The organism is Salinibacterium sp. NG253 (genome assembly GCF_015864945.1).
Taxonomy (GTDB): Bacteria; Actinomycetota; Actinomycetes; order Actinomycetales; family Microbacteriaceae; genus Rhodoglobus.
This window is the reverse complement of the sequence record NZ_JADYWF010000001.1, coordinates 826,350-842,312: the sequence shown is the minus strand read 5'-3', so window position 1 is coordinate 842,312 and position 15,963 is coordinate 826,350. Positions and strand designations below refer to the sequence as shown.

10 protein-coding genes are annotated in these 15,963 nt (G+C 60.4%); 6 read left to right on the top strand and 4 right to left on the bottom strand.

The window, feature by feature from the left end:
- Positions 1 to 5: 5 nt before the first annotated feature.
- The 3 genes from I6E52_RS04070 to I6E52_RS04060 are packed head-to-tail and all read right to left on the bottom strand — an operon-like array spanning position 6 to position 3,072.
- Positions 6 to 674, bottom strand: a complete 669-nt coding sequence (locus I6E52_RS04070) for a thioredoxin domain-containing protein (RefSeq protein ID WP_197155059.1) — start codon at positions 672 to 674, stop codon at positions 6 to 8.
- Complete coding sequence (locus I6E52_RS04065) at positions 671 to 2,704, bottom strand: cation-translocating P-type ATPase (RefSeq protein WP_197155057.1); 2,034 nt, start codon at positions 2,702 to 2,704, stop codon at positions 671 to 673. The genes I6E52_RS04070 and I6E52_RS04065 overlap by 4 nt, the downstream gene beginning before the upstream one ends.
- Complete coding sequence (locus I6E52_RS04060) at positions 2,701 to 3,072, bottom strand: helix-turn-helix transcriptional regulator (protein WP_197155055.1); 372 nt, start codon at positions 3,070 to 3,072, stop codon at positions 2,701 to 2,703. Before I6E52_RS04060 ends, I6E52_RS04065 begins: the two co-directional genes overlap by 4 nt.
- 274 nt (positions 3,073 to 3,346) lie before the next feature.
- On the opposite strand from I6E52_RS04060, the gene I6E52_RS04055 reads away from it, so the two are divergent.
- A complete protein-coding gene (locus I6E52_RS04055) occupies positions 3,347 to 4,312 on the top strand; it encodes a TerC/Alx family metal homeostasis membrane protein (RefSeq protein ID WP_231601917.1) in 966 nt (321 codons plus the stop codon).
- Positions 4,313 to 4,405: 93 nt separating this feature from the next.
- Here I6E52_RS04055 and I6E52_RS04050 read toward each other — a convergent pair whose 3' ends face one another.
- Complete coding sequence (locus I6E52_RS04050; RefSeq protein ID WP_197123890.1) at positions 4,406 to 5,494, bottom strand: Glu/Leu/Phe/Val dehydrogenase family protein; 1,089 nt, start codon at positions 5,492 to 5,494, stop codon at positions 4,406 to 4,408.
- Between the two features lie 154 nt (positions 5,495 to 5,648).
- Here I6E52_RS04050 and I6E52_RS04045 point away from each other — a divergent pair, with 154 nt between their 5' ends.
- The 5 genes from I6E52_RS04045 (at position 5,649) to I6E52_RS04025 (ending at position 15,936) form a co-directional block, all read left to right on the top strand.
- A complete protein-coding gene (locus I6E52_RS04045) occupies positions 5,649 to 6,506 on the top strand; it encodes a PP2C family serine/threonine-protein phosphatase (protein ID WP_231601759.1) in 858 nt (285 codons plus the stop codon).
- A gap of 12 nt (positions 6,507 to 6,518) precedes the next feature.
- A complete protein-coding gene (locus I6E52_RS04040; RefSeq protein WP_231601916.1) occupies positions 6,519 to 7,826 on the top strand; it encodes an FHA domain-containing protein in 1,308 nt (435 codons plus the stop codon).
- Positions 7,826 to 9,487, top strand: coding sequence for a serine/threonine-protein kinase (locus I6E52_RS04035; protein ID WP_197155050.1), 1,662 nt, complete (start codon positions 7,826 to 7,828; stop codon positions 9,485 to 9,487). Before I6E52_RS04040 ends, I6E52_RS04035 begins: the two co-directional genes overlap by 1 nt.
- A complete protein-coding gene (locus I6E52_RS04030) occupies positions 9,484 to 10,191 on the top strand; it encodes a hypothetical protein (protein ID WP_197155049.1) in 708 nt (235 codons plus the stop codon). Before I6E52_RS04035 ends, I6E52_RS04030 begins: the two co-directional genes overlap by 4 nt.
- A 147-nt stretch (positions 10,192 to 10,338) precedes the next feature.
- Positions 10,339 to 15,936, top strand: coding sequence for an Ig-like domain-containing protein (locus I6E52_RS04025; RefSeq protein ID WP_197155048.1), 5,598 nt, complete (start codon positions 10,339 to 10,341; stop codon positions 15,934 to 15,936).
- The last annotated feature ends 27 nt before the right edge of the window (positions 15,937 to 15,963 follow it).

The window sequence follows — 15,963 nt, the reverse complement described above, 5'->3', positions numbered from 1 at the left end:
CGCAGTTAGCCCTTGACTGCGGCGTCAACAGCCTCCGGCAGATTTTCTAGACGACTCGTCTCGATGTATTCGTCGTTCACGAAGAAGGTGGGAGTGCTGTTGACGCCCAGCTCAACGCCGGCATCGAAGTCTGCCTCAACGCGAGCCTGAGTTGCGGGGTCGGCGACGGCGGAATCGTAGGCATCCATGTCGAGACCGATTTCTTCAGCCAGTGCACGGAAGGCATCAGTCTGCGGGGGAGTACCGCCGGCCCAGTCGCCCTGAGTTTCGAAGAGGCGGTGGTACATGGCCTCGAACTCGCCCTGCTGGGCAGCAGCCTCGGCGGCGATAGCGGCATCCATCGAGTTGAGGTGGCTCGGCAGCGGAAAGTAGCGAACGACGTAGTTGATATCTCCGTCGTACACTTCGCGCATCGCCTCGACGTAGGGGTAGAACTGGCCGCAGGCTCCACATTCGAAGTCGAGGAATTCGACAATAGTGACCGCATCGGAGCCGACATTGTCAACGTAATTCGAGTCGCTCGCTACAGCGGAGGCGAGTTCGGAAGAGCCCGAAGTGGTGGTGCTTGCTGTCTCGGTATCGGCGTTCTTCGCCGTGACGTACACAAAGACGAAGGCGGCGACGAGAGCGAGGATGCCCAGTGCAGCAAAGGTGGGCAGGAGGGCTTTCTTCACACGAGACTCCGAACAGGCTGGGATTGACGGCCAGCGCCCATTTCTGAGCGCGAATCAAGGCTATGCGAAAGTCGAGCCGCGCGGAGGCCGTTCACGATGACCACCAGTTCGGCGAGCTCATGCACGAGCACCACTCCGGCCAGGCCGAGAACGCCCGTGAGCGCCAGCGGAAAAAGACCCACGATGATCGCGAGCGACAGCACGATATTTCCGGTCATGATGCGACGCCCGCGCCGCGCATGAAGCAGCGCCACCGGAATGAGTCTCAGGTCGCTGCCGGTGAAGGCGACATCCGCAGACTCAACCGCCGCTGCCGAGCCTGTCGCACCCATTGCAATGCCCACGTCGGCGGTGGCGAGTGCTGGCGCATCATTGATGCCGTCGCCAATCATTGCCGTGGGGGACTCCTGGGAGAGTGCAGCGATCGCATCGGCCTTGTCGGCGGGAAGCAGTTCGGCGCGCACATCGCTGATCCCGGCTTCGGCCGCAATCGTCGCTGCAGTTCTGGAGTTGTCACCGGTGAGCATGAGGGTGCGGATGCCCGCGCTCGCCAACTGCGAGACAGCCTCCGCAGCGTCGGGCCGCAGTTCGTCGCGGATGCCGAGTAGCCCGATCACGATGCCGGAGCGTTCGATGGCCATCACGGTCATGCCGTCGTCGGCGAGGCGAAGGGCGGCTGGCGAAAGCTCGCCGGCGTCCATCCAGCGGGTGCTGCCGGCGCGCACGGGAACGCCGTTCAGGGTGCCGGATATTCCGCGGCCGGCATCCTCTCGTACCTCTAGTGCTTCGGGGTGGTCGGGACATGCAACCAGGACCGCGTGAGCGAGCGGGTGGGTGCTGTGGGTTTCGAGCGCAGCGGCGATACTGAGCGCCTCTTCGCGCGTCACCCCATCGACAGTTTCGACGGCAACAAGGGTTGGCTGATTTCGCGTGAGCGTGCCTGTTTTGTCGAAAGCAACGGTGCGGATGCTGCCCATGCGTTCGAAGGCGGCGCCCGATTTCACGATGATTCCGAGCTTGCTCGCGGAGCCGATCGCCGAGATGACCGTCACAGGAACGGCGATCGCGAGGGCGCACGGCGATGCGGCCACAAGCACGACGAGCGCTCGTTCAGTCCAGAGCTCGGGGTCGCCGACGAGGAAGCCGAAACCAACAATGGCGGCGGCGACTCCCAAGACGATCGGCACGAGAGGACGAGCGATTCTGTCTGCCAGTCGAGCACGATCGCCCTTGCGCCCATTCGCTTCTTCGACCAGGCGCACGATGGTTGTCAGGGAGTTGTCGGTGCCAGCCGCGGTGGTGCGGATGCGCAAAGCACCTTCACCGTTGATCGAACCGGCGAGCACAGCGTCGCCGGTGTCTACCGCGGCGGGGAGCGATTCGCCCGTCACGGCGGAGGTATCGATGCTGCCCCGGCCGCTCACCACGATGCCATCCGAGGCGACGCGCTCACCGGCGCGCACGACAAGAACGTCACCGATCACGATGTCGCGAGTCGGTACGCTCAGCTGGGCCCCTTCGCGCTCGACCACTACCGCGTCGGGAATAAGCGCGAGGAGAGCACGCAATCCTTGGCGTGCGCGATCCATTGCACGATCTTCAAGCGCTTCGGCGATAGAGAAAAGGAAGGCGAGGGCGGCAGCCTCGCCAACATGACCAAGGAGCACAGCACCGATGGCGGCAATTGTCATCAGTAGCCCTACACCGAGCGAGCCGCGGAGCAGGCGACGCACTGCACCGGGCACGAACGTTGTTGCGCCCGCGAGGAGGCTCAGAAACTGCAGGGTGAAGGTGACCCCGTCAGCGACTCCGGACCAACCCACAATGACGGATGCCGCGAGAAGCGCTCCCGAGGCTGCAGGCAGCGCGAGGGCTCGATCTTTCCACCACGGCGCGAGGGCAGCGTCCCCTCGACGTGACGCTGGAGCTGCGTCAGAGGTGGTGCCGGCGGTAGCGGTGCCGAGCAGGGTTACGGACTCGGGGCCGCGTGACTTGAGCGGAGCATCCACGCCACAGCATTCTTCGCTCATGCGGTCACCTCGGCGGTGGTGTTGGGGGTGCAGCAGAACGAGTCGTTGCAGTTCTCGCCGGCGCAGGGTGTGCCGTCATCGACGGCGAGCACGACGTTGAGGAGGTCGTTGAGGGCGTGGGCAAGGTGGGGGTCTGAAATGTCATAGCGGGTAGAGCGACCTTCAGGTGTTGCAACGACGAGCCCGCAGCCGCGCAGGCAGGTGAGATGGTTGGAGACGTTGCTGCGTGTGAGCTCGAGATCGTGCGCCAGCTGCACGGGATACCCGGGCTTTTCGAGAAGAGAGAGAAGAATGCGGGCGCGAGTGGGGTCGGTCATGGCCCGGCCTAGGCGGTTCATGACATCGACACGAGAAGCAATGGTCAGCATGCACTGACTGTACAGTGACTGCTGACCATATGTGTACGGTCGAAACTGTGAGTTTTCCCGTATTGCTCGGGCGCGTGTCGGCTATCATGGGGCACGCGAAGGGGAGTATCCCACCTCGTTGTACTCGTCAATACGAACCGCTCAATAGCGGTTCCGGGGCAACGGCATCCACGCCTCTGGCGGATGCGGGAGAGACTTTCGAGTCTTGCTACGCCGCGAAACCCTTGAACGGATTCTTTTGACTACTCTGCCTATTTGGTTTGAAGTGACGTCGATGTCAGTGCTGCTGATCATTTTGACGGCCGACCTCATCCTGGCTTACAAACGCCCGCACATTCCGAGCACCAAGGAATCAGCATTGTGGGTTGGCTTCTACGTGAGCCTTGCCCTCGTTTTCGCCCTCATGATGTTCCTGCTCGGTGATGTTGAACAGGCCGGCCAATTCATTGCCGGTTGGGTCACGGAATACAGTCTCTCGATCGACAACCTCTTTGTCTTCGTGATCATCATGGGGCGTTTTTCGGTGCCGCGAAAGTACCAACAAGAGGTGCTGATGGTGGGCATCCTGATCGCTCTCGTGCTGCGCGGAATTTTCATTCTGCTCGGTGCGCAACTGATTGAGAACTTCAGCTTCATCTTCTACATCTTTGGTGCGTTCTTGCTCTACACGGCCATCCGTCAAGTGTTCGAAGACCATGACGACATGGAACAGACCGAGAGCGGCATCATCCGCTACTTGCGCAGGCACATCAATATCTCCCCGAACTTCGACGGTGGCAAAGTGCGCACCGTGATCGACGGCAAAAAGGTCTTCACGCCGATTCTCGTGGTCTTTATCGCGCTGGGTATTACGGATCTTGTGTTCGCGATCGACTCGATTCCGGCAATCTTCGGAATCACGACCGACCCCTTCATCGTGTTCGCGGCCAACATCTTTGCGCTGATGGGCCTTCGCCAGCTGTACTTCCTTCTCGGCGATCTCATCGACAAGCTCGAGTACCTGCACTACGGCATCGCCTTTGTGCTCGCCTTTATCGGTGTCAAGTTGTTCTTCCACGCCATGCACGTCAATGAGCTGCCGTTTATCAACGGCGGAGAGCCGATTCTGTGGGCACCTGAGATCGGCACCTGGACCTCGCTCATCGTGATCCTTGCCGCAATGGCCGTTGCCGTTGTCGCGAGCCTCGCAAAGATGCGCCGCGACAAGAAGCGTGAGCTCGCGGAACTCTCGATCGACTAAGCGGCACTTCCCACACCCGAGAACGCGCGGTGGGGCTCCTCGAGCATGAGCTCGCCGGTGCACCACCGCGCGTTTCGTTTGTGGAGCGGTGAGTTATCCCGCAGTAACAAGGCGCGACTGCGCGAGGCGCTCTGCGGCGTCCAAGGTGGTGATGCCCTGGGCTGCAGCATCACGGAAGATCGTGGTCACGGTGTCACCGATGGCCTCGACGCGCTTGGCAATGGCGTCGGCATCCGCATCCGGCTCCGAAGCCATATCGAGGTAGATCACACCGCCACCGTTCACGACGAAGTCGGGCGCCCAGAGAATGCCGCGTTCAGCAAGGGCTTCGGCGCCGTCGTGCTGGGCAAGCTGGTTATTCGCGGCTCCGACAACACCGCTGACGTTGAGTTCGCGGATGACGCGAGGGCTGAGCGCGCCGCCCATGCCACACGGGATGTAGAGGTCAGCAACCACGCTGTGCGCTTCGTCGGCGTCAACCCAGTTGGCGTCGAGTTCTGCCGCAAGCAGTTTGCGGTCGAGGTTGACGTCGGTGACGGTGAGCACCGCACCCGCTGCGGTCAGAGAGCGTGCGAGGCGGCCACCGACCTGGCCGAGCCCAGAAATAACGAGGTGGCGACCAGCAAGATCGCGCGTGCCGAACAGTGCTTCGCAGGTGGCAAGGATGCTCGCGTGCACGCCTGCTGCAGTCGCATCCGCCGGCTCGCCAGCGCCGCCCTGATCAGCGGGAAGGCCGCAGACGTGCTCGGTGCGCTCAGCAACAATTGACATCAATTCGGCACTCGTGCCGACATCTTCCGCCGTCATGTAGGCGCCGTTGAGGCTCTCGATGGCGTCACCGAGATCGAGCATCGCATCGCGCTTCTGGTCCGCAGTGAGGGTGACACCCATAGGAATGTGGATGACCGACTTGCCGCCACCACGGTTGAGGCCAGCGGCAGAGTTCTTGAGCGTCATTGCGGCGGAGAGGCGCAGGGAGTCAGCGACAGCATCGGTCCAGTGCGGATAGTTCCACATTCGCGCACCACCGAGGGCTTGGCCGAGAACGGTGGAGTGAACGGCGACGGTGATAACGAGCCCGGATCGTTTGCCCGTCGAAATAAGAACGTTCTCATGCGTGAAATCGGCATTTTCGAGAGCGGATACGGGGGCTTCGAGCGTCGTTGATGCGTGCGAAATCATGAACTTCTCCTGCGTGTGGGCCTTGTGGGCAAAACAACAAAATGGCAAGTGGTGGTAGCGCGAGGGTGGTGCGCTCTGGTCAGCATACCGCCGGGTTTCCGCGGTGTCGCCTATTCATTGCTACGTTGATACCTGACAAATGCTTGGGGGCACAATGATGGTTTCGGATCAGTACGAAGTTCTGCTGCCCAGTGGACCTGTCACCGTGAATGTGTCGGCCGCATCCGACCGCGGATCCGTGCGCTCGCTCAATGAAGACAGCCTGCTCGTGCTGCCGCAGGTCTACCTTGTCGCCGACGGAATGGGTGGGCATTCCTTTGGAGATCGCGCAAGCCAATGCGTCGTGCAAAGCTTCGCTCGCGCTGTGGCACGCCACAGCTTTCTCACGCCGGAACATATTGTTCAGGCGATTACCGAAGCCAACGCGGCGGTCATCGCGCTCAGGGGAGAGGATGACGGGGTGTCGGGTACGACCCTTTCCGGCATCGCTCTCGTTGCTGTCGGTGCCGATTCAGAACCGCGTTGGATGGCCTTCAACGTGGGAGACTCACGGGTCTATAGCTGGAACGGCCGTGAGCTCGAGCAGGTCACGGTCGATCACTCGGCCGTGCAAGAACTTGTCGACCTTGGCCACATCACCGCCCTCGAAGCGACATCGCACCCCGACCGTAACGTCATCACGCGTGCTCTCGGCATCCACCCGCATGTGAACCCCGACGTGTGGTTGCTCCCGGTCGCAGCCCAACATACTTTTTTGGCGTGCTCAGACGGGCTGACCAAGGAGCTCGATGACGATCTCATTGCCGGAATCCTCGCTGATCGTTCAGCGCTGAACGACAACGAAACAATTGCTGACCGACTTGTTGCGGGTGCGATTGCCGCTGGCGGTTCCGACAACGTGACCGTCATCGTGGTGGATGCTGCTCGCACAGCGAGTGCAGATGCGGCGGAAGAAGACACCGTCGACCGCGCCGTTTCGCATCACCTCGAACAAACCCGACCCAGGAAGTAGATCGCAGTGGTCATGAAATACCTTTATGCCCCATCGACTGACTCGTTGTGGTCGGCGGTCGTTGCTGACGAGCTAATCGTGTTTGTCGACTCGTCTGAGGAGAACCTTCTCGCGACCCTGTGGGCGAATCGGGCGCTCGGCGCGCAACACGCAGTCGAAGCGCTGAGTGCTCAAGGGTTAGCGGCAACTCCAGCGTTCGCGCTGGTTGAGTGGACGGCTGAACACGAGAACCCTGCTGGCGCGCGAGTGATCGTTCGTGGCGCAGTGAGTGTCTCGCTGACTACTCGCGCGGGCAACGAAGCGGTGAGCGGTGCGCGAGTTAGCACGTGGGCCGAGAGCTATTTCGATGACGTCATCGACTGCACCATTTCTGTCAACGAGTCGACCACGATCGAGTTGCTACCTATCGTTGCTGGCGTGGTGAAGGCGGGTCGCCTGAACTGCACGCATGACGAAGAAGCATCGGAAGTTCACCACGTGAAGGTTGACGAGCAGGTTCCCGGGATACGCGCCGCACTGCTTGGCGAGGCAGAAGCGTCCGCTGCGGTTGCCCCGGTGAACGACGCGAGCCCAGTATCGGAAACGACGATTGCGGACCGACCCCCTGGGGTTGCTAGGGTCGCTGACGTTGCTCAGCCAGTGGCTGCGGCATCCGAAATTGGTCGATCGAACGACGTCAATAATGACGGCCAAGGGTATGACTTTCTCTTCGGTGAGACAGTCATGCGCGACGTGTCTGCGGCTGCCAACGCACGCAACGATGAAGCTGAAACACCAGCAGCTGGCGGTAGTAACCCCGCGGGGGCGACGGATCTGATCGGTACCGCACCGCAGTTCTCCGAACCGGTGGCTCCCGTAGTCGTCGACCCGCCAGAGCCGGAGGGCGATCACGACGGCATGACAATAATGACGAGTGATCTGGTTGGCCTTCGCGCGCCGCGCCCCGCCGCGGCGTTTGACGAGGTTCGCCTCCCGCCTGTGTCGGCGCTTTACTTGCAGCTTTCGACCGGTGCGCGCGAGATGCTGTCACAACCAATTCTGGTCGGCCGTGCGCCAACAGTGAGCAAGGTTTCTGGCGGATCCCTCCCGCGGCTTGTCACGATCCCCGGAGATAAGGACATCTCCCGAAACCACGTTCAGATTGTCGTCGAAGGCGGAACGGTGGTTGTCACCGATTTGCACTCTCGAAATGGCACGCATGTTGCGCTACCCGGCCGCCAAGCGCAACGTTTGCGCGCTGGCGAACCGACGGCGGTTATCGTCGGCACTGTCATCGATCTCGGCGGCGACGTCACCCTCACCGTGGGGGAGGAGTCATAGTGCGCCGGGCCCCGTCAACACCGCCTGAGCTGCGGGGTTATACCTTTGTGAAGCTCCTAGGGTCTGGTGGCTTCAGCGACGTTTTTCTGTACGATCAGCACCTTCCGAAACGCCGCGTTGCCGTAAAAGTGTTGCTGACCGAAGATCTTGCCCCGGCGACTCGAGCATCGTTTGTCGCCGAGGCAAACCTGATGGCTCAACTGTCAGCCCATCCTTACATCGTCTCCATTTTTCACGCGGATGTTGCCGCCGACGATCGCCCCTACTTCGTGATGGAGTACTGCTCAGGGCCGAGCCTGGCGGAACGCTACAAGAGTGAACCGCTCCCCGTGACTGATGTGCTGCGGGTGGGAATCCGGGTGAGCGGCGCGGTGGCTACTGCGCACGCGGCTGGCATCCTGCACCGCGACATCAAGCCCGCGAACGTGCTGACTAACGACTATGGGTGGCCAGCGCTCACCGACTTCGGAATTTCGTCTGCGCTTGACGAGGACATCCCGCTGCATACGAGCTCGCGTTCGCAATTGACGGAAGAAAGTGGCTCGACCACCGGAGCATCAATCGGCATGTCTGTGCCGTGGTCGCCTCCTGAAATGTTCGAGGACGACCCGAACCCGGATGTTCGAGCTGACGTGTTTTCACTCGCGGCGACGCTCTACACCCTGCTCGCAGGGCACACTCCGTTCGAGGTGCGAGGGCGATCCAACGGAGCCCTCGATCTCATTGGCCGTATCGAACGCGGCCTCATTACGCCGCTCACTCGTGACGACGTGCCCGCGAGTCTGCTTGCGGTCTTACGAAAGGGCATGGCATCGCGCCGTGACGACCGGTTTGCGAGCGCGCTCGATTTTGCTCGGGCGTTGCAACGTGTCGAGCTGGAATTGGGCTATGCGCCCACAACAGTCGACGTGCCGAATCTGGCGGTCGACCAAGTAACTCCTTCCGGCACCGATGATGGTGATGACGATGCAACACGTGCCCGCGGTGTGGCAACCATCGATGCGCAGCCCGCCTCCGCCACGTTGAAGTCGTTTGAGAAACCGCCGCAGCTCCCTCTCGCGGGTAGCGGGAGCAGCACAGACGAGACGCAACTGCGCGGCGCTCCCCACCGCGTTGTTCAGCCGCCGCAGTCAGAGCTTGGCGAGACCGTTGTTCGCCGACGGCCCGCGGCCGATCCGGCTACCGATGTCACGACAGAACCGTTTGAGCTGACGAACGCCAGCGCGGCCACTGAAAAAGCTCAGCCCTCACGACGCAAAGCGGCGACCTGGATCATCGGCGGTGTTGCCGTTGTGCTGGGGGCCGCAGTCGCCATTGCGGTTCTCGTGACCAACCCCGTGTCAACAGAGCTGCCGGCCGTGTCCGCACCGACCGCAGCCCCCACCTCGGCGGTAGTGGAGACCGTGCCGACACCGGTGTTGGTATCGGCAGAAGAGTCAGCAGGCTCGGTCACGTTCACGATTGACAACCCCGCTGGCGAAGAGGGCGATCGCATCATCTGGAAGCGTGTCGGGCGCGAGAGCGAACCGGTACGGCAATCTGATGATGGCGTCATCCCCGTCGATGGTTATGTTGCGGGATCGACGTTGTGCATTGATGTTCGAATCGTGCGTGCAGGCACCGAGTCTGCCAACCCTTTGGAGGCGTGCTTTCCCGAATGAATCCGCTGAAGATTGAATTCTGTGGCGAGTGGTACGACATTACCCACCCCAATGATTTTCATGTCGGGCGCGAATCCGATCTCGTCATTGATGACAATCCCTACTTGCATCGTCGGTTTCTTCGCATCTACGAAGATTTCGGAATGTGGTGGCTCGGCAATGTAGGAAACCTGCTCACCGCGACAGTGACGGATGCGACCGGCCAAGTGCAGGCGTGGTTGGCGCCTGGTGCGCGACTTCCGATTGTTTTTCCTCAAATGCAGGTGCTGTTCAGTGCCGGGTCTACGACCTATGAGTTCACGATTCATGCCGGTGATGACTACTTCAACACCTCGACGTCCATTGCGGGTTCCGGTGGCTCGACGACAATTGGGCCGATCCCTCTCACTTCCTCTCAGCGGCTGCTTATCGTGGCGCTTGCCGAGGGCGTGCTGCGGCAGGCAACCGCGGGGCGCGGCGACATCCCCACTTCTGCTGTGGTGGCTGCACGGCTCGGCTGGTCGATCACTACCTTCAATCGCAAGCTCGATAACGTGTGCGAGAAGTTAGATAAGAGGGGTGTCGCTGGGCTGCGAGGGGGCAAAGATAACCTCGCGACCAATAGGAGGCTTCGACTGGTGGAATTCGCCGTCGCAACGCGGCTTGTCGACAAAGATGACCTCTATCTTCTCGAACGTAATGACGAGGAGAGCCGCACCCCATAATTGGGGGCGGCAACAGGGGAGAAGTACCCATGGCGGTGGCTCGCTTGGATAACCTGAAAAATGCTAGGGTAACTCCCAGAACTGGTCGAGGATTTGTCAGCGTGATCGTGTGCACGCAAGCTGTGCGGAATTCGGGAGAAGTGCAACGTGAAGCTGTCTATCGGTACAGCGAGCACTCGCAAGACAGTCGCATCCGCTGTCGTCGTCTCACTCGTCATCGGTGTACCGCTCACGTTCGCGGCCCTGCACCCCGGATTCCCTGTTTCTGATGTTGACCTCATCGCAAGCGATGTCTGGGTCACCAACGGCGAACAGCTTCTCGGCGGACGACTGAATCGCCAAATTGACGAGCTCAATGGCTCCGTTATCGCCTCAAGTGCGCAATTCGATGTGCTTCAAGATGGCGACGCACTCTTCATGAACGACCCGATCGCTCATCGCGTCGAGTCAGTCGATCCAGCAACCACTGAAGTCACGTCTGCAATCGACGTGCCAACCGACGCCGAAGTCTCTTTCGGCGGAACAAATCTGGCGATCGTGTCGCCCGAGGGAGAGCTCTGGATCGTGCCGGCGGTGGGCGATCTACAGTTCAACTACGTGTCGGACCCCGCGCTGATTTCGCTCGGAGCCGGTGGGCGAGCAACGGTCACGTCCGACGGCGTTGTCATTGCCGTGTCACCAGTGGACAAGGCGATTTACCGCGTCGAAACGATCGCCGATGAACCGGTGAAGTCTGATTTCCCGGCGGTGGGCGAGTTCCAGATCGCCGCCGCTGGCGACTCAGCCGTGATATTCGACCAGTCGACGAATGAACTGCTCACGGAAGAGGGGCGCAGCTATCCGTTAGAGAAGCAAGGGCTGCGCTTGCAACAGTCCAGCGCTGAGGCGAGCTTCGCGCTTGTGGCTACTGGTGACTCTCTTCAGCGGCTCGAGCTCAGCAGCGGTGCTCTGACGGATATCCCTGCGGACATCTCTACTCCGTCAGATGACGTGGCGAATGTTTCAGCTCCCGTCGCCCTCGAGGGTTGTGCGCATGGGGCGTGGGCTTCTGCACAGCGTTACGTTCTCGCCTGTACTGGCAGCGATCCCCAGACGCAGACAATTGCCGAGCCGACGCAGGGCAGCGTGCTCGAGTTCCGAGTCAATCGGTCGGTGATTGCGCTCAACAACCTGTCGAATGGCAACGTGTGGTTGGTCGACGAAAATATGCGTCTCGTTGAGAACTGGGAAGACGTCACGCCGCCGGAGGACGAAGAGTCTGAAGAAGAGGGCGATGAAAAGTCGTCGATCCAGTCTTTCGAAGACACGCTCGCTGAGCGCACTGACACCAACCGCGATCCGGTCGCGACAAATGATGAATTTGGGGTTCGGCCAGGAAGAACAACCGTCTTTACGGTGCTCGATAACGACACCGACGCCGACGGGGACGTGCTTGTAATTTCAGCGTACGACCGCATCGCCGAATCGACAGGTCGACTCGACCTCATCGATGGCGGCCGTGCGCTGCAGTTCACCCCCGTCCCAGATTTTGTCGGGTCAATTGCCTTCAACTACACGATCGATGACGGTCGGGGCGGAACGGACCAGGCACGGGTTGCTGCCACGATCGTTCCCGAGGGGCGCAATGAGCTGCCCGTGAGTGTTCGCGAAGCGGGCATCAGCGTCGAAGCGAACCAGACTGTCAGCTACAACGTCTTAGCTGATTGGAAAGACCCAGACGGCGACGACCTCTATCTAATCGCGGCATCGCCAAAGTCTGGTGACCTCGTCAGGTTTACCCCCGATGGGTTCGTCACCTTCACTCACCAGACCTCTGAACTGGGGGAGAAAGAAGTCTCCTTCCTCGTCTCGGACGGTGGAGATACTCCGGCCCAAGGCGAGCTCATCGTCACGGTAGAACCTGCCGGAACCTTGAACCCCGTGGGAACACCCGACTTCGCTTCGGTGTTCGAAACAGAGACCGTCGTCATCGAGCCACTGCTCAACGACCTGTCACCGTCCGGCGCCCAGCTCAGTCTTATCGCCCTGGATGAGGCAGACAACGGGGCGGTGGCCTCGTTCGACAGCGATCGTGGTGAAATCACCTTCAGCTCGTCATCCGCAGGAATTTACTACCTGACCTACTCGCTCAGCGCCGGTTCAAACACCAGCGTCGGGCTGGTGCGAATCGACGTGTTGCCCAACCCGGCATCCGCTGAGCTTCCGCCGGTTGCTGTCAAAGACACCGCTTATTTGCGCGGGGATGAACCGACCACTGTCTCAGTCTTGTCTAACGATGTGAGTCCCAGCGGCAACATCCTCGCGGTGCAGTCAATCGATGTCGACCCGGCTCTCACGGCAAAGGGTCTCGTAGTCGAATTGCTCGAGAGCACCCTTATCCGAGTTACCTCGCCGGCGGCGCTCACCAACCAGGTCAACTTTACGTACACAATTTCGGATGGCGTCAACACGGCGAGTGCCGGAGTCACTGTCGTTCCGGTGCCCGCCCTCACCAAGCACCAGCCACCGGTTGCTATCGATGACGCGGCCAAAGTTCGCGCCGGCGACATCATCACGCTGGACGTGCTCGACAATGACTTCCACCCTGACGACAGCCCGATGTCTCTTGCAACAGAGCTCGTTACTGAACCTCTGGAGGGCGTGGCATTTATCAGTCACGACATGTTGCGCTTCCAAGCGCCGACCGTTCCTGGTGCGTACACCGTTGACTATCGGGTTATTGACCCCTTCGGCGAGACCGCTGCAGCGACGGCAACTTTTACGGTCACGCCGGTCGATGCGGATTCGAACCAAGATCCGGCGCCGACTGCGCTGATTGCTCGTGTGCTCGCTGGTGGCGAGATCAGGGTGGAGATCCCTCTCAGCACTGTCGACCCCGATGGCGATTCGACTCAGTTGCTGAGATTCGCGACCAACCCGACGCTGGGAGCCGTTACCGAGTTTGGTGCTGACTACTTCATCTATGAGTCGTCTCCGGCAGCCTCCGGAACGGATTCATTCAGCTACGAAGTGGTTGACGCCTTCGGGGCGACAGGCGTTGGCGACATCAAGATTGCGGTCATCCCTGAACCCGACGAGCTTCAGGATCCCATTGCGGTTCCCGATAGCGTGGCCATTCGACCAGGTCGAACGGCGCAAATTGATCTCACTGAAAACGACTCTGATCCTCAAGGTGCGCGCATTTCGGTAGCACCCGACCTTATTGACGTGCCTGACGGCGTTTCTGCAGAGGTCGTTGGCGGGCAATTCTTAGTGATCGAGGCGCCAGAGACTGAACAATCGTTCTCGTTGCGATACCGCTTGGAAAACAACAGGGGTGGCTCAGCCGTGAGCTACGTGCTGGTTCAGGTCACGCCGGATGCTCCGATTCTTCCGCCATCGGCCGAAGACATCAGCATCCTGAAGAAAGATATTGCTGGAAAGGAATCCATCACCGTTGATCTGTTTGATGGTCACGCATTCAATCCCGCTGGACGAACCGAAGATCTCGTAGTCGAGCTCGAGGGAGCCAACGCTGAGTCAGGTGTTCTCGGCGAAAAAAACGGTCAGATCGAGGTCACCCCGGGCCCGACGAGACAAGCGATCACCTACAGCGTGACGAACGCGGTTGACGAGTTGACCGCTCGCGCTTTCATCCTCGTACCGGCGGCTGTCGACGAGAATTTTGACGAGCCTCCGGCTATCGATCCAGACTTGCCGACCCAATACGTTGGCATGAACGAGACTCGAGAGTGGAAGCTGTCGGATATCCTCGTCGTGCCGTCGGGCCGTGATGCGTGGATCCCTGATGCGACTTCGGTGAGCTCAGTTCAGGGCGATGGTTCGTCGAACTTTGTCGATGAAGAGACCATCACTTTCACTCCGGCGTTGGACTATCGCGGCCCGGCATCCGTCAGTTTCACTGTGACCGATGGCGCATCCAAAAATGACCCAGCGGGCAACTATGCGGGTCTTCGGATGAATATTGTCGTTGGTGATCCTGATTTCCGGGACACAGCGCCAGAGTTCACGACTCCCAACACCCAGGTTGAAGTGGGCGAGACGACGGTTCTTGACCTGCGAGATTCGACTGCGCACCCGAACGCCACCATTATTGGCGAGGTTACGTACTCAAACCTCACCGGCGCGAGCGACGGCCTTGATGCGAGTCTCACCGGATCCGAACTCAGCCTCAACGTGCCGCGGAATACGCCTAAGGGCACGACGATCACGCTGGGCGTGACCCTGCGGTGGGACAAATTTGAGGTTCTTGGCACGATCAACGTGACGGTTGTCGGGTCTACCCGACCGCTCGCTGTTGCTGTGTCTGATGCTGTGGAGACTCAGCGTGGTGATGGGGCCGTCACCGTGAATCCGCTGACGAACGATTCGAATCCGTATCAGACCACCGGCGAAGAGCTGAATATTGTGAACGCGCAAGTTCAGAACACCGGTGAGCCAGCAGACGTCACCTTCACTGCAAATACTGTGACTATTCGACCAGATGCCGCGCTCAAGAGCGGTGTGATCGAAGTGGTGTACACGACCGCGGATGCCACGGAAGATGCTGACCGCGAAGTCAACGGCACGATCACGCTTGTCGTCAGTGACATTCCCGATCAGGTGCAGAAGCCAACTCAGGATGCTGGTTCCGCCATCGGCGGGAACGAATCGGCGACGTGGCGTTTCGTCGCCCCGGCGACCAATGGCAAGCCGATCACCGGCTACGAAGTGCGCACGACTCCTGCTGTCGCGAACCTACCGACTGATTGCCAGGCGGGCGCTTCCTGCACGATTACGGGTCTTCAAAACGGAACTTCGTACACCTTCGGCGTGCGCGCGATCAATGAGCACGGTCCGGGAGAGTGGTCGCCGACGAGCGACCAAATCACTCCGTATGGCACTCCGGCCACACCGACGGTGACTGCCTCGGTCGAGAGTCGTTGGGCGCCGAGCGGTCAGGTTTCGGCATCGTGGCCAGCAGTGGGCGGCACCGGAGGAACCACAACCTATTACTGGACGTCAAGCAACGGCCAATCAGGCAGCACTACGGGCACGACGGCGACGTCAACGGCCAACTTGTCTGCAGGAAACTACACGTTCACTGTGTACGCCCAAAACTCCGGCGGCAAGAGTGGCTCGAAGGGAACGTCGAATTCAGCACAGATTCAGAACCAGACGGTTCCTGCCCAAGTCTCGGGAGTTTCTGGCTCCGTGACGAAGAGCACCACGGCGGGAACGATTGCGTGGACCTGGAACGCCAGCGGGGGAGGCGCAGCGGTCACTGACAACCTGCGCTACCGATGGACCCTGAGCAACGGCGCAACAGGAACGACCACATCCACTAGCGCGACGACATCGGGGTTGCCTGCCGCATCCAATTACACTCTCACTGTTGTTGCGTACAACAACGCAGGCACCGGTCCTTCCGGATCGTCGAGCGCCGGCCCGATTGTCACGCCAGCACCGCCCGCAGTCGCGTCACTGTGTCTCTACTTCGACGGTGAATCGCCAGGAGTCCACAATCTCGGAATCAATTGGAGCGGGCAGGCAAACAGTTCCCACACCATGGAGATCTACGACAACAGCGGAAGCTTCAGCAATCACAGCTACACCGGTCTCTGGCCCGATGGTCACCAGCGCACCACGCAGTGGAAAGTGTGGAACAGAGTTCGCGGTAACGCAGATGGCCTCTATCAAGTCTGGGTGAAATTTGACGGCGTAGACAGCGCCCACCGAGCTATTCAAGATCTTCCCGCCTGTTAACGTCGCCCGGAACCCCGAGTAAGTAAA